General features: G+C 52.0%; 19 protein-coding genes and 3 tRNA genes. 17 read left to right on the plus strand and 5 right to left on the minus strand.

Annotation, left to right across the window (positions count from 1 at the left end):
• Nucleotides 1-213: 213 nt before the first annotated feature.
• From J7J49_RS20890 to J7J49_RS20905, 4 genes are all read left to right on the plus strand, one after another.
• A complete protein-coding gene (locus J7J49_RS20890; protein ID WP_215095405.1) occupies nucleotides 214-1,260 on the plus strand; it encodes a threonine aldolase family protein in 1,047 nt (348 codons plus the stop codon).
• Between the two features lie 292 nt (nucleotides 1,261-1,552).
• Nucleotides 1,553-3,475 (plus strand): PrkA family serine protein kinase, encoded by a 1,923-nt coding sequence (locus J7J49_RS20895; protein ID WP_215095407.1) that lies wholly within the window; start codon nucleotides 1,553-1,555, stop codon nucleotides 3,473-3,475.
• 35 nt (nucleotides 3,476-3,510) lie between these two features.
• Nucleotides 3,511-4,797 carry a YeaH/YhbH family protein gene (locus tag J7J49_RS20900; protein WP_215095409.1) on the plus strand — a complete coding sequence of 429 codons (1,287 nt, stop codon included), beginning with the start codon at nucleotides 3,511-3,513 and terminating at the stop codon, nucleotides 4,795-4,797.
• Nucleotides 4,798-4,850: 53 nt separating this feature from the next.
• The gene (locus J7J49_RS20905) at nucleotides 4,851-6,419 is read left to right on the plus strand and encodes a SpoVR family protein (RefSeq protein ID WP_064234706.1); all 1,569 of its coding nucleotides are present in this window, start codon (nucleotides 4,851-4,853) and stop codon (nucleotides 6,417-6,419) included.
• 78 nt (nucleotides 6,420-6,497) lie between these two features.
• Here J7J49_RS20905 and J7J49_RS20910 read toward each other — a convergent pair whose 3' ends face one another.
• Nucleotides 6,498-6,812: a high-potential iron-sulfur protein gene (locus J7J49_RS20910; RefSeq protein WP_064234705.1), complete on the minus strand. Its 315-nt coding sequence runs from the start codon at nucleotides 6,810-6,812 to the stop codon at nucleotides 6,498-6,500.
• Between the two features lie 301 nt (nucleotides 6,813-7,113).
• On the opposite strand from J7J49_RS20910, the gene J7J49_RS20915 reads away from it, so the two are divergent.
• From J7J49_RS20915 to J7J49_RS20925, 3 genes are all read left to right on the plus strand, one after another.
• Nucleotides 7,114-7,389 carry an Lrp/AsnC family transcriptional regulator gene (locus tag J7J49_RS20915; protein WP_008958975.1) on the plus strand — a complete coding sequence of 92 codons (276 nt, stop codon included), beginning with the start codon at nucleotides 7,114-7,116 and terminating at the stop codon, nucleotides 7,387-7,389.
• A gap of 92 nt (nucleotides 7,390-7,481) precedes the next feature.
• A complete protein-coding gene (locus J7J49_RS20920) occupies nucleotides 7,482-8,342 on the plus strand; it encodes a DNA/RNA non-specific endonuclease (RefSeq protein ID WP_215095411.1) in 861 nt (286 codons plus the stop codon).
• Between the two features lie 216 nt (nucleotides 8,343-8,558).
• Nucleotides 8,559-9,173 carry an NBR1-Ig-like domain-containing protein gene (locus tag J7J49_RS20925; protein ID WP_215095412.1) on the plus strand — a complete coding sequence of 205 codons (615 nt, stop codon included), beginning with the start codon at nucleotides 8,559-8,561 and terminating at the stop codon, nucleotides 9,171-9,173.
• Between the two features lie 240 nt (nucleotides 9,174-9,413).
• On the opposite strand, the gene J7J49_RS20930 is transcribed toward J7J49_RS20925, so the two are convergent.
• Nucleotides 9,414-9,497 carry an integrase core domain-containing protein gene (locus J7J49_RS20930; protein ID WP_502793524.1) on the minus strand — a complete coding sequence of 28 codons (84 nt, stop codon included), beginning with the start codon at nucleotides 9,495-9,497 and terminating at the stop codon, nucleotides 9,414-9,416.
• A gap of 378 nt (nucleotides 9,498-9,875) precedes the next feature.
• Between J7J49_RS20930 and J7J49_RS20935 the strand changes: the two genes are divergently transcribed.
• Entirely contained in the window at nucleotides 9,876-12,329 is a 2,454-nt protein-coding gene (locus J7J49_RS20935; protein ID WP_215095414.1) for a nidogen-like domain-containing protein, read from the plus strand.
• A gap of 416 nt (nucleotides 12,330-12,745) precedes the next feature.
• On the opposite strand, the gene J7J49_RS20940 is transcribed toward J7J49_RS20935, so the two are convergent.
• The 3 genes from J7J49_RS20940 to J7J49_RS20950 all read right to left on the minus strand — a co-directional run bounded on the left by J7J49_RS20940 (nucleotide 12,746) and on the right by J7J49_RS20950 (nucleotide 13,101).
• Nucleotides 12,746-12,832: transfer RNA gene (locus J7J49_RS20940), tRNA-Leu, on the minus strand.
• Between the two features lie 36 nt (nucleotides 12,833-12,868).
• A tRNA-Leu gene (locus J7J49_RS20945) sits at nucleotides 12,869-12,955 on the minus strand.
• Nucleotides 12,956-13,014: 59 nt separating this feature from the next.
• Nucleotides 13,015-13,101, minus strand: a tRNA-Leu gene (locus tag J7J49_RS20950).
• A gap of 249 nt (nucleotides 13,102-13,350) precedes the next feature.
• Here J7J49_RS20950 and rnr point away from each other — a divergent pair.
• From rnr to J7J49_RS20995, 9 genes are all read left to right on the plus strand, one after another.
• Nucleotides 13,351-15,762, plus strand: coding sequence for a ribonuclease R (rnr, locus tag J7J49_RS20955; RefSeq protein WP_215095454.1), 2,412 nt, complete (start codon nucleotides 13,351-13,353; stop codon nucleotides 15,760-15,762).
• Between the two features lie 2 nt (nucleotides 15,763-15,764).
• Complete coding sequence (gene rlmB, locus J7J49_RS20960; protein WP_215095416.1) at nucleotides 15,765-16,550, plus strand: 23S rRNA (guanosine(2251)-2'-O)-methyltransferase RlmB; 786 nt, start codon at nucleotides 15,765-15,767, stop codon at nucleotides 16,548-16,550.
• Nucleotides 16,551-16,799: 249 nt separating this feature from the next.
• A complete protein-coding gene (rpsF, locus tag J7J49_RS20965) occupies nucleotides 16,800-17,177 on the plus strand; it encodes a 30S ribosomal protein S6 (protein ID WP_007113338.1) in 378 nt (125 codons plus the stop codon).
• A 33-nt stretch (nucleotides 17,178-17,210) separates the two neighbouring features.
• The gene (gene rpsR, locus J7J49_RS20970) at nucleotides 17,211-17,438 is read left to right on the plus strand and encodes a 30S ribosomal protein S18 (RefSeq protein ID WP_008958980.1); all 228 of its coding nucleotides are present in this window, start codon (nucleotides 17,211-17,213) and stop codon (nucleotides 17,436-17,438) included.
• A gap of 12 nt (nucleotides 17,439-17,450) precedes the next feature.
• Nucleotides 17,451-18,302 carry a hypothetical protein gene (locus J7J49_RS20975; RefSeq protein WP_064234699.1) on the plus strand — a complete coding sequence of 284 codons (852 nt, stop codon included), beginning with the start codon at nucleotides 17,451-17,453 and terminating at the stop codon, nucleotides 18,300-18,302.
• Nucleotides 18,303-18,317: 15 nt separating this feature from the next.
• Nucleotides 18,318-18,764 carry a 50S ribosomal protein L9 gene (rplI, locus tag J7J49_RS20980; protein WP_035584127.1) on the plus strand — a complete coding sequence of 149 codons (447 nt, stop codon included), beginning with the start codon at nucleotides 18,318-18,320 and terminating at the stop codon, nucleotides 18,762-18,764.
• 294 nt (nucleotides 18,765-19,058) lie between these two features.
• A complete protein-coding gene (gene dnaB, locus J7J49_RS20985) occupies nucleotides 19,059-20,447 on the plus strand; it encodes a replicative DNA helicase (RefSeq protein WP_007113333.1) in 1,389 nt (462 codons plus the stop codon).
• A gap of 135 nt (nucleotides 20,448-20,582) precedes the next feature.
• Nucleotides 20,583-20,876 (plus strand): hypothetical protein, encoded by a 294-nt coding sequence (locus J7J49_RS20990; RefSeq protein ID WP_064234698.1) that lies wholly within the window; start codon nucleotides 20,583-20,585, stop codon nucleotides 20,874-20,876.
• 173 nt (nucleotides 20,877-21,049) lie between these two features.
• Complete coding sequence (locus J7J49_RS20995; RefSeq protein WP_064234697.1) at nucleotides 21,050-21,352, plus strand: DUF6482 family protein; 303 nt, start codon at nucleotides 21,050-21,052, stop codon at nucleotides 21,350-21,352.
• The last annotated feature ends 13 nt before the right edge of the window (nucleotides 21,353-21,365 follow it).

The raw sequence follows: 21,365 nt of genomic DNA on the forward strand, positions 1-21,365 counted from the left end.
CCATGGATGGATTTACAGCGCCCTCGCGTAAACCTGTCCTCGTCACCGGTGCGTCATGAGATAGTTCTGTGCAGGAACGTTGAGCAGGTGACGTTAGCCCATAAATGGCGATAGACTAAATGATTAATCCAGCTATTAAGCATAGCTAGATATTAAAGGCGCGAGTGGCACCCAGCTCGCGCCGTTCGATCGCCAGATAAAAGGACTGTCGTCATGACCTCGGAGTGTAGCCCGCGATTTTTAGCCAGTGATAACACCTCCGGTATCTGCCCGGAGGCGATGGAATATCTGCTTGAAGCCAACCGTTGCGATGATTTGGCTTACGGTAACGATCTCTGGACAGCCCGTGCCGCGGATCGCTTTCGCGAGATGTTTGACTACGACTGTGATGTCTTTTTCGTTTTCAACGGCACTGCCGCCAACTCACTGGCGCTCTCAGCAATGGGACGCAGCTACCACAGCGTTATTTGCCACGAGCTGGCACATATCGAAACTGACGAGTGTGGTGGTCCGGAGTTCTTCTCTAACGGCGCTAAACTGCTTACTTCGCCTGGCGCCAACGGCAAGCTAACCCCAGAGGGTATTGAGGCGCTGGTCACCAAGCGCAGCGATATTCACTACCCCAAACCTAAAGTCGTATCGCTCACCCAAGCCACCGAAGTAGGTACGCTTTACTCTCGCGAAGAGCTGATGGCGATTCGCGCCATTGCCGATAAACATGACCTGCGTCTGCACATGGACGGCGCCCGTTTTGCCAACGCCTGTGCCAGCTTAAATGCGTCACCGGCTGAACTTACCTGGCAGGTAGGCGTGGATGCGCTGTGTTTTTCGGGAACCAAAAACGGTTTAGCGTTTGGTGAAGCGATTCTGTTTTTTAACCGAGAGCTTGCAGAAGATTTCTCCTACCGTTGCAAGCAGGCAGGGCAGCTTGCCTCTAAAATGCGCTTTGTATCCGCGCCGTGGTTAGGTCTATTAGAGAGCGGTGCCTGGTTAACCAACGCACAGCATGCCAACGCGATGGCCCGCTACCTCTCGGAAGGACTGCAAGCGCTACCTGGCGTATCGCTTATGTTCCCTACCCAAGCCAATAGCGTGTTCGTTGAATTGCCGCCACCGGCTATTGAAGCGTTGAAAGCCAAAGGGTGGACCTTCTATACCTTTATTGGCGCAGGCGGTGCCCGTTTTGTATGTGCTTGGAACACTACCGTTGAACTGCTAGATGAGCTACTGGCCGATATTCGCTCAGTACTCGCGGATTAACCTCGGCTGATAGCCGCTTTTTCGCCACGGTTTGCCGCCTACGGCCTAGCGACGCCGCTGCCTATTGCAGCGGCGTCGCTTGTTTAGTGCCTTGCGTTTATTGGTGATGCTTGGACTAACGCAACTATTCGTCTGAATAATTCTCTTATCTGTATCGCTGCAGCGTTGAAGGTTTTAGTCATCACTTTTTGCTAATGCTGACTACGCTAAAAAAGCGACACCTCGTTTGGCACACCGTTGCAAGACACTTGGTTTACGGTGACTGCCTGGGGATGGGCCACAGGAGAGTTCCATGAGCATCTTTGATCACGTTCAAGACCGTTTTTCCCGCGTCCAGCAAGAGGATATGAGCCTTGAGGAGTACTTGGCGTTATGTCGCCGTGACCCTAAGGTTTATGCCAGCGCCTCCGAGCGTATGCTGGAAGCCATAGGCGAGCCTGAAGTGATCGACACGGCGAAAGACCCGCGTCTATCACGTATTTTTTCTAATAAAGTGATTCGCCGCTACCCTGCCTTTGCCGAGTTTCATGGCATGGAGGAGGCCATTGAGCAGATCGTGTCCTACTTCCGCCATGCGGCCCAGGGACTGGAAGAGCGCAAGCAGATTCTCTACCTGCTTGGCCCGGTGGGTGGCGGTAAATCGTCACTCGCTGAACGTCTTAAACTGTTGATGGAACGGATACCCTTTTACGCCATTAAAGGCTCCCCGGTTTATGAATCGCCGCTGGGTCTCTTTTCGCCCGAAGAGGACGGCGAACTGCTGGAGAAAGAGTACGGTATTCCGCAGCGCTATTTACGCAGCGTGATGTCGCCCTGGGCGGCGAAACGGCTGAAAGAGTACGGCGGCGATATCTCCCAATTCCGGGTGGTGCGTTTGTACCCTTCACGGCTTAACCAGATCGCTATTTCCAAAACCGAGCCCGGGGATGAGAACAACCAAGATATTTCGTCACTGGTGGGTAAGGTCGATATTCGCCAGTTAGAGCTCTACTCTCAGGACGACCCGGATGCCTACAGCTTCTCCGGCGGCTTATGCCGTGCCAACCAGGGGCTGATGGAGTTTGTGGAGATGTTTAAGGCACCGATCAAGGTGCTGCACCCGCTGTTAACCGCCACCCAAGAGGGCAACTACAACCCCACCGAAGGCATGGGAGCGATTCCCTTTGATGGCGTGATTCTGGCCCACTCCAATGAGTCAGAATGGCAGGCGTTTCGCAATAACCGCAATAACGAGGCGTTTCTTGACCGAGTGTATATCGTCAAAGTGCCTTATTGTCTGCGAGTCACCGAAGAGATCAATATCTATCAAAAGCTGCTTGAAGACTCTTCGCTTAATGCCGCGCCCTGCGCACCGGATACGCTGCGTATGCTGGCCCAGTTCTCAGTGCTATCACGGCTAAAAGCGCCGGAAAACTCCAATATCTACTCGAAAATGCGCGTCTACGACGGTGAAAACCTGAAAGACACCGACCCCCGTGCCAAGTCGATACAGGAGTACCGCGACGCCGCAGGCGTTGACGAGGGCATGCAGGGGCTCTCCACCCGCTTTGCGTTCAAGATTCTCTCCAAGGTGTTCAACTTCGACAGCACCGAGGTGGCCGCCAACCCTGTGCATCTGCTTTACGTGTTAGAGCAGGCATTGGAGCGTGAACAGCTGCCATCGGAAGTGTTTGAGCGCTACTTGGGCTTTATCAAAGAGTATATGGCGCCGCGCTATGTCGACTTTATTGGTAAGGAGATCCAGACCGCTTATCTCGAATCCTACAGCGAATACGGCCAAAACATCTTTGACCGCTATGTGACTTATGCGGATTTCTGGATTCAGGATCAGGAGTACCGTGATCACGAAACCGGCGAGCTGCTAAACCGTCAGTCACTCAACGAAGAACTGGAGAAAATCGAAAAACCTGCGGGTATTTCAAACCCGAAAGATTTCCGCCACGAAGTGGTCAACTTCGTGTTGCGGGCACGGGCGCAAAACAACGGTATGAACCCGAGCTGGCAGTCCTATGAAAAGCTCAAAGGCGTTATCGAGCACAAGATGTTCGCCAATACCGAAGAGCTGTTGCCGGTGATTTCGTTCAATGCCAAAGCTTCCCGGTCAGATCAGAAAAAGCACGAAGACTTTGTGGCGCGGATGGTCGATCGTGGCTACACCGAGAAGCAGGTTCGGCTACTTTCTGAATGGTACCTGCGCGTGCGCAAGTCTCAGTAGCGGCCCGCGTTTAAGACAAGAGCTAAGGAGGTCGCATGACCTACTTTATTGATCGCAGGCCTAACGCTAAACATAAGAGCGCGGTAAATCGGCAGCGCTTTTTAGAACGTTATCGAAAGCATATCAAGCGCTCGGTTGAAGAGGCCGTTAACCGCCGCTCGATTACCGATATGGAGCGCGGCGAGAAAATCTCGATACCGGCTAAGGATATATCTGAGCCGGTCTTCCAGCATGGGCCGGGTGGGGCGCGTAATATCGTTTCCCCCGGCAATAAAGAGTTTGTCGCCGGTGATAAAATCCGCCGCCCCAGTGGGCAGGGTGGCGGCAGTGGTGCAGGCGAAGGCGGCGCTTCTAATCAGGGTGAAGGTGTCGATGAGTTCGCCTTTACCCTTAGCCGAGAGGAGTTCTTGGAGTTTGTGTTTGACGGCTTAGAACTGCCCCATTTGCAGCGCAAGCCGCTAAAATCGCTGGAAGAGGTCAAAATGGTGCGGGCGGGGCTCTCCCGGGACGGCGTGCCGTCGCGGATTAGCATTACCCGTTCGATGCGGGAGGCCTATGCCCGGCGCATTGCCATGCGCGCGCCGATCAAACGAGCGCTAAAAGAAGCGATTGATGCTTTGGAGTCTGAAGAGCGGAAGGATCCGGTACTGCGTAATCCAGCTCGCATCGCCGAGCTGAAAGCCGAAATTGAGCGCCTGGAGAAACGCATCGCTGGGGTACCGTTTATTGACACCTACGACCTGCGTTACCACCAGCTAAGCGCACAGCCGCAGCCCTCCAATCAAGCGGTGATGTTTTGTGTCATGGACGTTTCCGGCTCGATGACCCAAAACCACAAGGATATTGCCAAGCGCTTCTTTCTGCTGCTCTACCTGTTCTTGGAGAAGCACTACGAGAAAGTCGAGCTGGTCTTTGTTCGCCACCACACCGCTGCTCGTGAAGTGAGTGAAGAGGAGTTTTTCTACTCACGGGAAACTGGCGGCACGATTGTTTCCAGTGCGCTGAACCTAGTCAATAAAATCATCGAAAAGCGCTACCCGGTGGGCCAATGGAATCTGTATGTGGCCCAGGCATCCGATGGCGACAACTGGGATGATGACTCGAATATCTGCCGTGATTTACTGGTCAAACAGCTAATGCCGCAGTTGCAGTACTACGCCTACGTAGAGATTACGCCCCACGACCATCAGTCACTGTGGCATGAGTACGAAAGTGTGGTGAAAGAGTTCCCAGAACGCTTTGCCATGCGCCAAATTGTGGAGGCGGGTGATATTTATCCGGTCTTTCGTGAACTGTTTAAGAGTCGCTTAAGCCAGTCCTAGTGACCTTGTATAACAGGTTAGTGACCGCGTATAGGTTAGTAGAGGAGTAGGCTATGAGTGCGACCCGCAAACGTAAGCCGATTGCGACCGGCTCTGATTGGAACTTCAGTGTCCTGGAGCGTTTTGATGCGGAGTTGGCTAGACTCGCCGACGAGTATCGTCTGGATACCTATCCCAATCAGATAGAAGTGATCACTACCGAGCAAATGATGGATGCCTACGCCAGTGTGGGCATGCCGGTGGGCTATCACCACTGGTCATTCGGCAAGCAGTTCCTGGCCGTGGAACAAGCGTATAAACGCGGTCAAATGGGCTTGGCCTATGAACTGGTGATCAACTCCGACCCCTGCATTGCCTATCTAATGGAGGAGAACACGCTGATGATGCAGGTGCTGGTGATGGCCCACGCCTGCTACGGTCACAACTCTTTCTTTAAGGGTAACTACCTCTTCCGTACTTGGACCGACGCTTCTTCAATTGTTGATTACTTAGTTTTTGCACGCAAATATATCGCCAAGTGTGAAGAACGCCATGGCGTGCAGGCCGTTGAGCAGCTACTGGATGCTTGCCATGCGCTGCAAAACTATGGGGTAGACCGTTACAAACGACCCTCGCCAATCTCTGCCGAAGAGGAAGCGAAGCGTCAGGAGGAACGTGAAAGCTACCTGCAAACCCAGGTGAATCTGCTGTGGCGAACAATTCCCGATAACGCTGAGGGTGGCGAACGGCTGCCGGGCAGTTTATCGCCTGAAGAAGATGACCCGCTGGGGCTACACAGCGGTGGCCATTACCCACCAGAACCGCAGGAGAACTTGCTCTACTTTATCGAAAAAAACGCCCCGCTGTTGGCGCCATGGCAGCGCGAAATCGTGCGTATTGTGCGCAAGTTGGCGCAGTATTTTTACCCTCAGCGGCAAACCCAGGTAATGAACGAGGGTTGGGCGTGCTTCTGGCACTACACGCTGATGAACCGACTCTACGACGATGGCAATGTCGACGAGGGGTTAATGCTGGAGTTTTTGCAGTCTCACGCGGCGGTTATCAACCAGCCTGCGTTTGATAATCCGCATTTCAGTGGCATTAACCCCTATGCGCTTGGCTTTGCAATCTTTATGGATATTAAGCGGATCTGTGAAGCACCCACTGATGAGGATCGCGAGTGGTTTCCTGATATAGCGGGCGCCCCGTGGCGGGAAACCCTGGAGTTTGCGATGCGCAATTTTAAGGACGAGTCGTTTATTCAGCAGTTTTTATCGCCGAAGGTGATGCGCGACCATAAGCTGTTTTTGGTCGTGGATGACGATCAACTAGAGACCCTTGAAGTCGCAGCGATTCATAACGAAAAGGGCTACCGTCAGGTACGTGAAGCGCTGGCCACCCAGTACGCGCTCTCTGTCCGCGAACCTAATATCCAGGTGGTTGAAGCGGCTATTCGTGGGGATCGATCTTTGACGCTTCATCACGTTCAAGATAGCCGCCGACCATTAGGCCGCAGCGTTTATCCGGTGATTCGCCATTTACAGCAACTGTGGGGATTTCCTGTCCATCTTGTCTCTTTGGAAGAGGGGCGGGTAACGCGGCGTTTTCACTGGCCGGTAGAGGATGAAAGCGCGGTATCTTAGTCATCCGTTTGTGTTAAAAAACTACCCCGCTCAGATGGCGGGGTAGTGGTATTGATACAGCTATTAAGCATGAGACGCTTACGCTTGGGCGGTCCAAGACTGGCACCATCCAGCAGGCGCTACGCTGTTCTCTGGGAATAGCTGACAACCCTCGTTATCTGCTTTGTAGAACATGCAGTTGTCGCAGCGTTCTCCCTCTTCGTAAGCGGGGTGATCGCTGGCTTCACTGGCATCCTCTACGTAGTTAAGCGCTTGGGCATTGGTTGCGGAAGGATCAAGACGCGGCAGTTCTTGGGCGAAAGCAGTCTTGGAAAGAATGCCAGCACCCAGTGGAAGGGCAGCAAGGCCCAACATACTGTTGCGCATAAAGTCACGACGGCTCTTATTAGCCATGATTTCTCCTTATCGTCACGGTCTGACGTTTGGTCACGTTATCGGGTGGTTATCCACCTCTTTGTGCTCCGCATGATTTTAAAAGCCGGAGCTCTCTGCTACATCTTCTGGGCAGCTACATTTTCAGCTCTATTCTTCCACTACATGCTAGCGGATGTACAAGGGTTGTGCGAATACTGCTGCTGGTATAGCGACAATTGGTCACGCTATGGCTGGGTGCTGCGCTCGCTTCCTCGTCACTGCTATACTCTGCGCAGCTTTGACATTACTTTTTATGACCATTTTTTCTAAGGAGCGTGCCATGCAAAACGCAGTCATTTTAATCAATACCGATAAAGGCCAAGTCAAGGCGGTGGCCGAGCGCTTGGCTGATGTAGAGGGTATTAGCGAAGTTTATTCCACCTGCGGCCGCTATGACCTTGTGGCGATTGCCCGCACCCGCGATTTTGAAAGCTTGGCCGAGCTGGTAACTGAGCGTTTAAACGCCGTAGAAGGTATCAGTGATACAGAAACCCTGAATGCCATGCAGGTTCACTCCCGTCATGATCTTGAAACCATGTTCTCGCTGGGGTGGTAACGTTTTGCTGGTTGGATAATCCGCATAATACTCACTAGCATATTAAAAAAATGCAAAGCGCTAAATAAGCATTTAAAAAAGGGGAAAGTCTGTTGGGCACATCGCTTTTGAGCTGGCGTCGTCAGGGGCGACGCTTAGGCATTGCCGTGCTGTTTGTGGTGGTCGGCACAGGGCTGTGGGAGTTTCAGGAGCGCCAGCATAAAGATGCCTATACCTGGATGGGAGTACCCACCTGGGAGGAATTTCGCCCGACGACAATGCACCGTGTATTACGCAATGATGGCTACTTAGTCGGCTGGTCCGATGTGCGGGTCAATCCGCTATGGGTCAGCTATCAGGTTGCCGCAGTTGATGATTCGAGCATTGGCCCGCGGCCAAATTTTCAAGCTGATTGGCGCACGCTATGGCCGGTGGGTACCGACAGCTACGCGGGTAGCGGCTACGACCGAGGCCACTTGGCACCCAACTACGCCATTGCGGCGGTGCATGGGCGCAGCGCCCAGGTCGATACCTTTCTGATGAGCAATATGACCCCGCAGCGGCCCAACCTGAACCGGCAGCTCTGGCAGCGGTTGGAAGAGGCGGTCATGGATCACTTCGCACCGCGTTTTGACCGTTTACAGGTGATTACCGGACCAGTTTTCCCAGAACGCTTTATGGATAACGTATTTAATCGCGTTGGGTTGGTTGAAGTGCCGGAAGCGTTTTATAAAATCATCGTCGCGCCCCATAGTGATGCACCCTTAGCGCTGGCGTTTATTATGCCCCAGGACGTGCGCGGCAATGAGCCGCTGGATGATTACCTGGTGACTATCGATGAAATTGAGGCACGTACAGGGCTTAACTTTTTCCCAGACCTGACACCATCGCTTGAGGCTGTACTGGAAGGAGAGCTGCGTTTACAAGGGTGGGCGCTTGAGGAAGTAGCGCGGCGCCCCGGCAGGTTCCAGTAAATTACTTATCTCGTATCACTAAGAATAGTGCTATTGCAAAACACGGTTTCCTGGTTCGTATCGACTATCTCGTTTTTGCGCCGCCCTAAATTTAGCTCAATTAAAAGTATTTTTTAATTGAGTTATACTTTGGCTTCATGTTAATAGTACATGCGCTTTGTTAAAACCCTCTTGAGAGTTTTATCTAATAGGGAAGTAAGGGATAAGGCTAATTTTATGAGTGTGATGCGGTTTTCAAAATCCTTAAATGAGCTGATTGAGAAATCTAATCTTACCAAGACCCAGCTGGCGGCAAGAGCTGGGATCTCACGCGCGAGCCTGTACAATTTGTTGAATGGTAATGTTGCAGAAAGCAAGCTGTCAACATTAATCCGATTGTCTTCCGCGCTGGGCGTTCACCCGCTTGATGTAATTCAGCCCTACTTCAATCATGGCATGCGCAGGGGGCTGGCGATGACTCAGCAAGCTAATACTTCATTTATCGAAGGTGTCACTTATCCAGACTATTCAACCGTGATGCCCCGTCAGACCTTTGTCAAAACCTGGGCGGTGATTAATGCTGGCAAAATGCCTTGGGAAGGGCTTTTTTTTACTTGCCAAGATGCCCCTACAGTACTGCGTGATGTTGATAAAGGGCTGAAGCCAACAACACGGAGCGTTGCCTTACCTTATACAGCGCCTGGTGAGAAAAAACTGGTGTCCGTTGAGTTAACCGCTCCGAGCTTACCTTGTACGGTTAAATCTGAATGGAAAATCACTAATGCCGACGGTGAGTTGGTGTTTCCAAGCAAAGTATCGCTTCACTGCATTGTGAAAGTGTGCTCGATTTAAAAAAAGGCAGCTGCATATCTCTTATCCAAAAGGTGTCATTTTTAATATGGCTATTGCCAGTGACGTCAATCCATCCTTAGTAGCATTCGGGTTTAGAATCTGAAGTTACTTGATCGTTTTTTAACGACAGTTCTTCGGTATAGGCGGAATACGTTAACCCTCTCAGTCCTTTATTCGGTCTTTCCTCGTTGTATTCCCATCGCCTCGATGATTGCTCTCGCGTGATGAGGGCTGTGGGAGTCAGTGCTCATTCAGACATGTACCTAGAAAGCGCCCGTTGAACGATTCAATATAGGCGTTTTGATTGGGTCTTCCAAGTTCGATTAAAACAGCACAACACCGCTGTAGATGCGCTCATGACAGCGTGGCGTGCTCACAGAGTTGTTTGCCATGATCCGCACGAATAGCGTGAGGTAGCACACGCTGTAAAGCCAGATGGTCCAATCTCCTTACCCATAGGGTCGGACTCTAAAGTGTAGCGCTACTCAATCTGGGAGTGACGTCGCCACCAGCAGCGCCCGCCAGCAGTTTCCTACACTTTGGCAATTCGTGCTCGGCTACTAAGCAGTTCTAAAGCGATCGTATAGTGTTTTTTAAGAAAATTTTTTCAGAGTGTCCAACCGATTGGACATGTTTCGTAGTATTTTTACGCTAAGTAGAAGCTGAAAATTATTTAAGATTTAAGTTAAAGGAGAATTTGAAATGTCTATGAGTAAGTCTGTGGTGGCAGAGGTTTCCGGAGGAGAGGAGCGGGTACGCTTTAACGGTACTTCTCTTATTTCTGGCCTTGGTGGTGAAGCCGGATTTGGAGAAAATATTCTTCAACGTAATGACGATGGCTCGACTAACGAAATTGACATCACGTCAATATTCGAAGATGGCTTGAACTTTTTCGGGCGTGAGTTTGATGGCCTTTGGGTCAATAACAATGGCAGCGTCACTTTTAACGGTTCGCGTAGCATCTTCACGCCAACGGTAATTACTGAGAATTCCGGTAACCCAGAAATTACACCGTTTTTTGCGGATGTAGATACCCGGGGTGGGGAAACGACTGCTACGCCTGGTGGGAATTCTTCAGGATCAAACCTTGTTTATTATGATTTTGACGCCGAAAACGACAGGTTTATCATTACGTGGGATGATGTCGGTTATTTTGCGAATCAGACTGACAAGTTAAATGCCTTCCAGTTAATTCTTTCGGATCAGGGCAACGGTGATTTCGACATTGAATTTCGCTATGAAAATATTAATTGGACTACAGGAGACGCAAGTGGCGGGAGTAACGGGCTAGGCGGTACCGCAGCACGTGCTGGCTTTACCGCTGGTACTGGTGATCCTGATGCGTTTTTTGAATTGCCGGCTTCGGGTGATCAGGACGCAATTCTTGCGCTTGATGAAATAGAAGGGAATACAGGTCAGGTTGGGCAATGGTTCTTCCCGGTTCGCTCCGGAGATATTGCAAGCGCTGATATTCCTCCGTTACCTGATCCAGCCGCTATTGGTGCGGTATCTGGAGACCCGCATTTAGTAACACTTGACGGGCTGGGGTACGATTTTCAGGCTATCGGGGAATACGTTCTTTCGCGAGGTGCTGCAGAGCCAGGGTTTGAAATTCAAGCCCGTTTCGTGCCAATTGGTGAAAATGCGAGTTCGACATCTGCGGTTGCAACGTCCTTGGGCGGCGTTGATGTAATGATTGATGCATCTGGTGATACTCCGTTATTTGTAGAGGGCGTCGAAACTATTATTGAAGATTTTTCGTCATTGGCCGTTGGGAATGACAGAATATTCAGAGAGGATGACCGCTATACGTTTGTGTATGCTGGTGAAGACGGCGTAGTTAATGAAGGTGATAGTCGTCTAATTGTAGATGTATTGAATGACCGTCTCGATTTCCAAGTGCGTCTGAATTCAGAGCTTGCAGGATCTGTAGAAGGTCTTCTTGGTGACGGTGATGGTGATCCATCCAATGATGTTGCTTTCGGTGATGGCACTGTTGTTGAGCGACCCTTCGTATTTGAAGACATTTACGGTCAATACCGAGATGATTGGCGTGTTTCAGATGAAGCTAATAGCTTATTCACTTATCTAGGTGATGCAGACCTCGAAAGTTATTACGACGAAAACCACCCTAACGATGTTATCAGTATTGATGCTCTTGACGCAGATATCCGAGCTGAGGCTGAATTGCTGGCCTCTGAGGCTGGGTTAACGCCAGGGACTACAAGTTTCAACAATGCTGTCCTTGATTATGCTCTAACCGGTGATGCATCTTTCATCGATTCGGCTCTTACAGCACCACGTGTGGCCAGGGAGGACTATATTGAAGTGAGTTCGCCTTCACTACAGCCCCAACCAGAACCACAGCCCGAGCCCCAACCGCAGCCGGCACCCGCACCCGCACCCGCACCTCAGCCCGAGCCTGTTCCTGATGTAGCGCAAAACACGGCGCCCGTGGCCAACAACGACGATCTGGTGGGGCGATTCGGTTGGCTGGTGAGCGGTAACCTGTTTGTAGATAACGGTAACGGTGCTGATCTGGATGCTGATGGTGACGAGATTGTCATTACAGCCATTGATGGGCTAGACATTGTTTTTGACAGTGCCATTGAGCTGGAGTCTGGCGCAACGGTCATCGTGCAGGAAAACGGTGATTTCGTTTACGACCAGGTGGCCGCGTTTGAAGCCTCAGCCGGTGAGGCTGCTGTGGATGCCTTCGAGTATGCCATTGAAGACAGCCAGGGGGCTGAATCAGCAGCAGTGGTATCTGTCGAGCTAGGCGAAATGATGGATAGCGTTGAGGTGTCGGTGATTGAGGCGCTTTACCTGGTAGCGTTTGACCGCGAGGCAGATGCTGGCGGGCTGGAATACTGGGCCGGTATTCGTGAAGGAGGCAGTAGCGTGTTGGATATTGCTGATTTCTTCTTCGAGTCTGACGAATTTTTCAGCGAGCACGACGATAGCTTGGGCGATGATGACTTCTTGACCTTGCTATATCAAAACGCCTTTGATCGTACACCAGATGCTGAGGGGCTTGAGTACTGGTCTGAAGCGCTGGAAGCCGAGCAGGTGGATCAAGGTGATGTAATGGCCTACATTGCTTCGTCCGACGAAATGCAGACTAAATATCTTGCGGAAGGTTTTATCTTCGCCTGATAGAATAGCTTTGGCAGTGACATAAGCGGCTACTCTTCCTCGGGGATTATCTTGAGTAGGGTAGCCGCTTTAGTTGTGAAGCTAATACCCGCAACATGTAAAAGAGCCATCCACTTATGAGGCATACCTTTACGGTGGATGATTTGAATTAAAAGTAACCCCGGTGTCAGGTCGGTTGCCACTCACTTTCTAGCATATTGAGAGTCTATCGCCCATAAGCGGTGCTGGTAGACACAACGAATGACAGAATGTTGTGAGTGCGATTAGCTAATGCAGCCTACAGGAAAGAACTGAACCATTCAGGGTAGTGGCAGTGTGTGCGAATACACTACTTTACCAAATGTTAATCAGTATTAGGGGGTTAATTAAGCAAAAGGGGAAATTAAACAATGATGCGGACTGGCCCATATAACTCATGGTGCCCAGGAGAGGACTTGAACCTCCACGTCCATACGAACACTAGCACCTGAAGCTAGCGCGTCTACCAATTCCGCCACCTGGGCGCATCATTTTTTAACTACTAATCGTTTGTGTTCGTATGGTGCCCAGGAGAGGACTTGAACCTCCACGTCCATACAGACACTAGCACCTGAAGCTAGCGCGTCTACCAATTCCGCCACCTGGGCGAACACAAACCTTGCCGTGCACCGTACTGCTTATACTAATAGGTAGCATAAAAGCAGTTTGGTGCCCAGAAGAGGACTTGAACCTCCACGTCCATACGGACACTAGCACCTGAAGCTAGCGCGTCTACCAATTCCGCCATCTGGGCAAGTGGCGCGTATAATACCGGGGTGATGGTTAAATGCAAGACCCAGCAGGCGCTTTTTATAAAGCAAATTGTATAAACAACGTCTAAGACGGTTGGGTGATTGAACGTGCAGCGCTATACTGCGCCTATGACTAAACAAAACCCTATTCATTTCAGCTTATCAAGCATTGAAATACCCAGCCCGCAACGCACCGCGTTTGCGCCTTTTTTATGCCTCCCGCAAATGACGCCATCAAGGATGTTGATCGCATGAAGTATTGGACGTTAAGTGATGATCCGCACGCCGAGCGTGAGGCACATAAATATGGCAACCCAGCGCCGAGCCGGGAGTATCTGTTGGCTGCTTTGGAAAGCTATGGCAAGCCAATCACTCACGAGAATATGAGCCGCATGCTGGGGCTGGAAGACGAAGAGCTGATAGAAGCCGTTAGACGTCGTTTAGCCGCGATGGAGCGCGATGGCCAAGTGCTGCGTGACCGTCGAGGCGCCTATGCGCTGATCGACAAGCTCGACCTGGTCAAAGGCAAGGTGCTTGGGCACCGTGACGGCTTTGGTTTTCTGCTGCGCGACGACGGTAAAAAGCCAGACCTAGTGTTGCCGCCGCGCCAAATGCGGAGAGTGTTCCATGGCGATCACGTGCTGGCGCGCGTTAGTGGTCGTGATCGTCGCGGTCGTGATGAGGCAACCATTGCTGATGTCATCGCACGCAACACGCAAACCATCGTTGGCGTTTACCGCAGTAATACCCCTGAGTTTGGCATTCTGATACCGGAAAACCCGCGTATTACCCAGGAAGTGATTATTCCCCATAGTGCTACCGGTGGCGCTAAAGATGGTCAGGTCATTTCGGCTAAGATTGTCCAGCAACCGGCGACTCGGATTCAGCCCGTGGGTGAAGTGATCGAAGTGCTGGGTGATCGTATGGATCCCGGTATGGAAATTGATATTGCGATTCGCAGTTACGATATTCCCGCTGAGTTCCCGCCGGAAGTACTCGACCAAATTGGCGGTATTTCAGCCGAAGTGCTGGAAGAGGATAAGCAGCACCGTGTTGACCTGCGCGATGTGCCGTTGGTCACTATTGACGACGAGTCCGCCAAAGATTTCGATGACGCAGTATGTGCATGGAAAACCAAATCCGGCAGTTGGAAGCTGCTTGTTGCCATTGCGGATGTTTCCCACTATGTGCGTCCTGGTACGCCGCTGGATGATGAAGGTCGCACCCGGGGTAACTCAGTCTACTTCCCCGGCCAAGTGGTTCCCATGTTGCCGGAGCTGCTGTCTAACGGGCTGTGTTCGCTGAATCCCCATGTGGATCGCTTGGTGCTGGTGTGCGAGATGAATATTTCGCAAACCGGTGCGATTAGCCGCTACCGCTTCTACGAAGCCGTCATGAATTCTCACGCTCGCCTTACCTATAACAAGGTAGCCGCGATTCTTGACGAGAAGAGCGAAGAGGGCGAGGCACTAAGGGCAGAACACAGCGAGCTCGTAAAGCCGCTGAAAAATCTCGAAGAGCTCTACTACTTGTTGCGCGAAGCGCGTGCTGAGCGTGGTGCTATTGATTTTGATACCACCGAGACAGCCATCATCTTTAACGATGAGCGCAAAATCGAAAAAATCGTCCCGCGTAGCCGTAACAACGCTCACAAGTTAATTGAAGAGTGCATGTTGGCAGCCAACGTGGCGACCGCGCGTTTCCTGGATAAGCATGACCTGCCGGCGCTTTACCGTATTCACGAACGCCCGACACCCGAGCGGCTTGATAAGCTGCGCCTGTTCTTGAACGAGTTAGGCCTTGCGGTTGGCGGCGGTGATATGCCCACCCCGCAGGATTACCAGGCACTGCGTGAAACGATAGCCGACCGTCCCGACTTCGATATCATCCAGACAGTGATGCTGCGGTCGATGAATCAGGCGGTCTACTCGCCGCAAAACGAAGGCCACTTTGGTCTGGCCTACCAGGCCTACGCCCACTTCACCTCACCGATTCGCCGCTATCCCGACCTGTTAGTACACCGCGCCATTCGTTCAGTGATCCGCGGGCCGCGTCAGACTAACACGGTAGTGCGCGTAGAGGGTGCGCCGGTTGAGCCGCCCAGCAAGTGGTGTCCGTACACCTTCGAGCAGATGCTTGAGCTGGGCGAACACTGCTCAATGACTGAGCGCCGCGCCGATGAGGCCACCCGCGATGTAGAGAGTTGGCTGAAGTGCGAGTTTATGTCTGACAAGCTCGGTGAGACCTTCGAAGGTACCATTGCTTCAGTCACCCAGTTCGGCCTGTTTGTGCGCCTGGATGAGTTCTATGTCGAAGGCTTGGTGCATGTCACGTCACTGCCCTCGGACTACTACCACTACGAGGCTGAGAAGCACCGTCTTAAAGGCGAGCGCACCGGCACGACCTACCGCTTAGGCGATGGTCTTACCGTACAAGTCGCGCGTGTCGATATGGATGATCGTAAGATTGACTTCGGTCTAAATGATGAGAAGCCGCGTCCCCGCCGCCAGCCGCGTAAGAGTCGCGGTGGGGAAGAGGGCGCTAAAGGTAGTGGTGCCAAAACTGCTGGTGACAAGAAAGCCAATAGTGAAAAGCCCGCTACGCGCCGTGGCCCCCGGCGTACGCGCAATGGCCCGCGCAAACCATCACCGAATAAGGGTTGAGCATGAAATCGGCGTCTTCTCGGCGGGGCCCTAAAACTCCTGATGGCCTGGACCAGGTATATGGTGTTCATGCGCTGCAAAGCCTGCTAGACCGAGGTGAAGCGCCCCGGGAGCTGTGGGTGCAGCAGGGGGCAGGGAGTCGTTTGAAAGAGTTGGTCGCCTATGCTCAGGCGAAGGGCGCCCGAGTCAAGGAGCAGCCCCGCGACTTGCTTGATCAGTTAACTCAAGGCGCTGCCCATCAAGGAGTGGTGGCGTTTTGTCCGCCGTTGACTCCTGAGGGGGAAGAGTCGCTTTGGCTTAAACTGCGCGCCTGGCCCTCAAATACACCGCCGCTGTTACTGATTCTGGATGGCGTGACGGACGTGCATAATTTTGGTGCCTGCCTGCGCAGCGCGGATGCCGCTGGTGCTCACGGTGTGATTGTAGCGAAGGATAAGGCCGCGCCGCTCAATGCAACGGTGCGCAAGGTCGCTTGTGGCGCTGCCGAGGTGGTGCCGGTGTATCAAGTGACTAATCTGGCGCGCACCCTTGCAAAGCTAAAAGATGCCGGTGTCTGGATAACCGGTACGGCCGGCGAGGCTGACACCAGCGTCTTTGACATTAATATGATTGGCCCCACCGCCCTGGTGATGGGGGCGGAAGGCAAGGGGATGCGGCGCTTAACTCGCGAGGCATGCGATAATCTTGCCAAGCTACCTATGGCGGGGGAAGTCTCTAGCCTTAATGTTTCGGTGGCCACTGGTATTTGCCTGTTCGAGGCTGTTCGTCAGCGTCAGCTTGCAAGTTAATCGCTGTACTACTAAGATACATGCGCCCGTTTGTCTGCAAGCGGGCGTTAGCTGTGAGAATTAGTAATTGAAACTGTTGTTGAAAAACTGTCGTTAAAAACAGTTGTTGAAATAAAAGTTCTGTTTGATGCCCCGGTGACCGCCTAGCGCGGTGGCGGAGCACTTCAGTTAACTCCTTGCTTCCTTGTCGTCGTTTATTGAACTTCGCAATGGCACACAACGGAAGCTGTCAAACCGCAAGGAGATCCCATGCGTCATTACGAAATCGTGTTTATGGTCCACCCGGATCAAAGCGAGCAGGTGCCGGCGATGGTTGAACGCTACACCAGCATCGTTACTGAAAACAGCGGCACTGTGCACCGTCTGGAAGATTGGGGCCGTCGTCATTTGGCTTACCCGATCAACAAGATCCACAAAGCCCACTACGTGCTGATGAACGTTGAATGTTCCGGTGAGACTCTCGACGAGATCGAGAACATCTTCCGTTACAACGACGCCATTATCCGCAGCTTGGTTGTACGCTGCAAAGAAGCTGTTACAGAAGCTTCACCGATGATGAAACCGGCAGAAGAAAAACGTCCGCGTCGCGAAGAAAAACCGCGCGCTGAAGAAGAAGAAACTGCCTGATTTTATTCACTGCACGTTTTAAGGAGCTAGTCCATGGCACGTTTTTTCCGTCGCCGTAAGTTTTGCCGCTTCACTGCTGAAGGCATCAAGCAGATCGATTACAAAGATCTGGACACGCTGAAGGCTTACATCACCGAAACCGGCAAGATCGTTCCAAGCCGTATTACCGGCACCAAAGCACGCTATCAGCGTCAGTTGGCGACTGCTATCAAGCGCTCGCGTTATCTGGCACTGCTGCCCTACTCCGATAGCCACCAGTAAGCGTTTAACGTGATGCTGGCACTAGCCCGATGGCTAATGCGGGGCACGCCTTACGCTGCAGGCGGGGCGGCCTTAGCAACGCTAGTGCCTTGGCTGTTCTGGTTAGGAGCAGCCATCGCCGCGCTGATGACTCTACGCAAAGGTTTTGCACCTGCGCTGCCAGTCATCATCGCCGCAGCACTACCGGCCGGTTGGTGGTGGGCTCAGGGTGATGTGATTCCGCTTGCTTGCATATTGCTGGTAACGCTGATGGCCGTCATTCTGCGCGAGAGGATGCGTTGGGGGGAAACCTTGATTGTGGGAACTTTGGTTGCCGCCGTCATGGTTCAACTTGGCATCTTCAGTCCGCCAGGTGGCACTGAGTTAATGCTTGAGCAATTGCGAGAAGGTTCAGAAGAAGTGGATCGCATGCTCACGGAATTTGCCAATCAAGGCTACGATACTCAAACCATTGCCGCACTGGTAGTGGGTGGGGTGACCGGGTTTGTGGTGCTTTTGGCAGCCATTGTGTGCTTGGCACTTGCGCGTAGTTGGCAGGCTGGGTTGTACAACCCTGGTGGCTTTCGTGAAGAGTTCCACGCACTGCGCTTGACCCCTAAAGAGCTGGCCGTGCTGGTCGTTCTTGGGGTGATAGGTATGCTGCTAGGCGCTCATGCGTTGGTGATGCTTGGTTGGATTCCGCTGTTGGTAGCTGGCGTTGCGTTAGTGCACGGGTTTATTGGAATAAAGGGGATGAACGGGCTGTGGCTGGTAGCATTTTATGTGCTACTGATCACGACCTGGCCCACGATTCTCATTGTGCTGCTGTTGGGGCTGATTGATACATTCGCGAACGTTCGCGCACGCCTTGCCCGCAGCAACTGACAAGAGGTTTACGAGATGGAAGTCATTCTGCTCGACAACATTGGTAAGCTGGGCGGCCTGGGTGACAAGGTCACCGTGAAGCCTGGTTATGGTCGTAACTACTTGGTGCCTTACGGCTTAGCCGTACCGGCCACCAAAGACAATATCGAAGCGTTTGAAGCGCAGCGTGCTGAGCTCGAGGCGCAAGCCGCTGAGCGTAAGGCAGAAGCCGAAGCGCGCGCTGAACAGTTGAATGACATCGAACTGTCTTTGGTTTCCAAAGCAGGCGACGAAGGCAAGCTGTTTGGTTCTATTGGTCCGCGCGACCTGGCTGACGCGATTTCTTCTGCTGGCATCGATGTTGCCAAGAGTGAAGTCCGTATGCCGACTGGCCCGATTCGCCAGACCGGTGAATACGACATCGCTATTCACTTGCACGCTGAAGTGGATGCCGTTGTACGCGTAGTGGTAGTTGCAGAGTAAGTGAGAAAGTAATTGAGAAAGTAAGTAATTGAGCTAGTAACGACGTAAAGTAGTCACTAGCTGCAGCTAATACAGCTGCCTCAAAAGGCGCGGGTTTTCTCCCGCGCCTTTTGTTTTTTCTGGATGCTCACGGTTTCTAAATTTAGCTATTTCAGGGTGTTGCCTAAGTTATCAAGCGCACCACAGCTGGGTATTTTAAGACAACGTCTTGAACATGCTGCTAGTCGCGCTGCATGTCGGCGGCTAATATAAGCATCTTCACTGGCTACGCAGTCGTGTTTAAAGGAGCTCGCTATGCAGGACCAGCCTTCTGCTGATAAAGAAACGGCAGCGTTAAAGCTGCCGCCGCACTCGTTGGAGGCGGAGCAATCGGTACTAGGCGGGCTCATGCTGGACAACCAGGCCTGGGATAACGTCTCAGAGCGGTTAGTTGCTGATGATTTCTACCGTTATGAGCACCGTTTGGTGTTCAACGTGATGATTCATCTAGCTGAAGCCGGTCAACCACTGGATGTGGTGACGCTTTCCGAAGCGCTGGAAGCTCGGGATCATTTAGATACGGTCGGCGGGTTGGCGTTTCTGGCTGAGCTTGCCCGTAACACGCCTTCTGCCAGTAATATTCGCGCCTACGCTGATATCGTGCGTGAGCGGGCAACGCTACGTAAGTTGATCCGTGCGGCTAATCAAATTGCCGATAGTGCGTTTACACCCCAGGGGCGCCCGGCTGATGAATTGCTTAACGAAGCCGAGCGGTTAGTGTTCCAGATTGCCGAGGAGCGTCCCAAAACGGGCGGCCCTATTGGCATGAGCGATCTGCTGACCAAAGCCGTTGATCGTATTGATGAGCTGTTTAACCTGAAAGGTGAAATGACCGGCCTTTCGACCGGCTTTCGAGACCTGGATGAAATGACTACCGGGTTACAGCCTTCAGATATGGTGGTTATCGCCGGAAGGCCCTCAATGGGCAAAACCACGTTTGCTATGAATTTGGTGGAACATGCGGTTATCTCCAGCGATAAGCCGGTCATGGTGTTTTCCATGGAGATGCCAGCAGAATCGCTAATGTTGAGGATGCTGTCGTCGCTGGGCAGGATTGATCAAACTCGCGTGCGTACCGGTCAATTGGAAGATGAGGATTGGCCGCGCCTTACTTCTGCCGTCAATCTGCTCAAAGACAAGCAACTGTTTATCGACGACACCGCGGCCTTGTCACCTAACGAGATGCGCTCACGGCTGCGCCGTGTGGTGCGTGAACATGGCAATATCGCGTTGGTGATGATCGATTATCTTCAGTTGATGCAGATTCCCGGTTTTAGTGAAAACCGCACCGGGGAGATTTCCGAGATTTCGCGCTCCTTGAAGGGGTTGGCGAAAGAATTTAACTGCCCCGTTGTGGCACTTTCTCAGTTGAACCGCTCCTTGGAACAGCGTCCCAACAAGCGTCCTGTCATGTCGGATCTGAGGGAGTCTGGAGCGATCGAGCAGGATGCGGACGTCATTGCCTTTGTTTATCGCGATGAAGTCTATAATCCAGATAATCCCGACAATCAGGGGATTGCCGAATTAATTATCGGTAAGCAACGTAATGGGCCTATCGGCACGGTACATATGGCGTTTATCGGCAAATATACTCGCTTTGAGGATTTGGCGCCGGATAGTTACGGTCAAGCCTTCGGTGACTAAGTTTTTGTAAGCAGGTTTTTGTAAACAGGTTTTTATAAACAGGTTTGTGGTGACAGGTGAGTGATAAGTCACTTGAGGATGAGGGGCTAGCTCGTATAATGCCCCACCCACGATATGTAAAAACGGGAGCAACAAATGGCAGGTGGATTTCGGCGCGGTAACCGACAGCGTCTTCCTAAGTTAGAAGGTCGCGGTGAACTAGAGGCAATAGAGCGCGAAGGCCCTTTTAAAGAGTGGCTGGGTATGCCAGACCTTTATCGCTACCATTTGGTGGTCGCGGGCGAGAAATATAGTTACCAAACTGAAGATGGCGAGCTGCCTGTAACAGTGGGAGATAACGTTGTGTTCCGCTATAAGGAGACTAAAGGCGGGAACTGGATTGACCGCAATTCGCTTGGTAAAGCTATCGATCCCTCTGAATATCAATGATCGATTGATGTCTTGACCTTCCGGTCAGAAATTCCCTTGCGCTAATGGCCTCCTAACTATTAATGTCTGGTTATTGCTTGTTGTCATTACACTGTAATAACAGGGCAACAGAAATGTCATGGGGCACAGTCATGCTGTGCCCTAATGGCCTAAGTAAATAACAGGAGGGAACCATGGAGCTGAAGGATCTTAAGCAGTTTGTCGCCAGTCACGACAACTTTGAAATCCGCGTGATTACCCATTCGGGCAGTCGTTTTTATCAGGTTGAGCTTGAAGACGTTGAAGGCGAACGCCATATGCTGATGCAGCGTAATAAGCCGATGCTATTTCGCTCATTGGATGATGCCTATATGGATCTCAAGCGCGCTGGAATTCATCGCGCATACTTGGTTCAGCACGTGCCTCACGATGAAGTGATCGGACGTGATGCCCACTACAGTGAGCCGCTGACATCGCGTATGCCGCTTGTTTTTTGACACTACACTCATC

Source organism: Halomonas sp. ISL-56, assembly GCF_018612805.1.
Taxonomy (GTDB): domain Bacteria; phylum Pseudomonadota; class Gammaproteobacteria; order Pseudomonadales; family Halomonadaceae; genus Vreelandella.

Excerpts from the sequence above, each read along its gene's own strand:
- rlmB (WP_215095416.1), top strand. The coding sequence starts at position 15,765 with ATGAAATCGGCGTCTTCTCGGCGGGGCCCTAAAACTCCTGATGGCCTG.
- J7J49_RS20895 (WP_215095407.1), top strand. The coding sequence starts at position 1,553 with ATGAGCATCTTTGATCACGTTCAAGACCGTTTTTCCCGCGTCCAGCAA.
- dnaB (WP_007113333.1), top strand. The coding sequence starts at position 19,059 with ATGCAGGACCAGCCTTCTGCTGATAAAGAAACGGCAGCGTTAAAGCTG.
- J7J49_RS20995 (WP_064234697.1), top strand. The coding sequence starts at position 21,050 with ATGGAGCTGAAGGATCTTAAGCAGTTTGTCGCCAGTCACGACAACTTT.
- J7J49_RS20910 (WP_064234705.1), bottom strand. The coding sequence starts at position 6,812 with ATGGCTAATAAGAGCCGTCGTGACTTTATGCGCAACAGTATGTTGGGC.
- rplI (WP_035584127.1), top strand. The coding sequence starts at position 18,318 with ATGGAAGTCATTCTGCTCGACAACATTGGTAAGCTGGGCGGCCTGGGT.
- J7J49_RS20915 (WP_008958975.1), top strand. The coding sequence starts at position 7,114 with ATGCAAAACGCAGTCATTTTAATCAATACCGATAAAGGCCAAGTCAAG.
- J7J49_RS20935 (WP_215095414.1), top strand. The coding sequence starts at position 9,876 with ATGTCTATGAGTAAGTCTGTGGTGGCAGAGGTTTCCGGAGGAGAGGAG.
- J7J49_RS20925 (WP_215095412.1), top strand. The coding sequence starts at position 8,559 with ATGAGTGTGATGCGGTTTTCAAAATCCTTAAATGAGCTGATTGAGAAA.
- rnr (WP_215095454.1), top strand. The coding sequence starts at position 13,351 with ATGAAGTATTGGACGTTAAGTGATGATCCGCACGCCGAGCGTGAGGCA.
- J7J49_RS20900 (WP_215095409.1), top strand. The coding sequence starts at position 3,511 with ATGACCTACTTTATTGATCGCAGGCCTAACGCTAAACATAAGAGCGCG.
- J7J49_RS20890 (WP_215095405.1), top strand. The coding sequence starts at position 214 with ATGACCTCGGAGTGTAGCCCGCGATTTTTAGCCAGTGATAACACCTCC.
- J7J49_RS20905 (WP_064234706.1), top strand. The coding sequence starts at position 4,851 with ATGAGTGCGACCCGCAAACGTAAGCCGATTGCGACCGGCTCTGATTGG.
- J7J49_RS20975 (WP_064234699.1), top strand. The coding sequence starts at position 17,451 with ATGCTGGCACTAGCCCGATGGCTAATGCGGGGCACGCCTTACGCTGCA.
- J7J49_RS20990 (WP_064234698.1), top strand. The coding sequence starts at position 20,583 with ATGGCAGGTGGATTTCGGCGCGGTAACCGACAGCGTCTTCCTAAGTTA.
- rpsF (WP_007113338.1), top strand. The coding sequence starts at position 16,800 with ATGCGTCATTACGAAATCGTGTTTATGGTCCACCCGGATCAAAGCGAG.
- rpsR (WP_008958980.1), top strand. The coding sequence starts at position 17,211 with ATGGCACGTTTTTTCCGTCGCCGTAAGTTTTGCCGCTTCACTGCTGAA.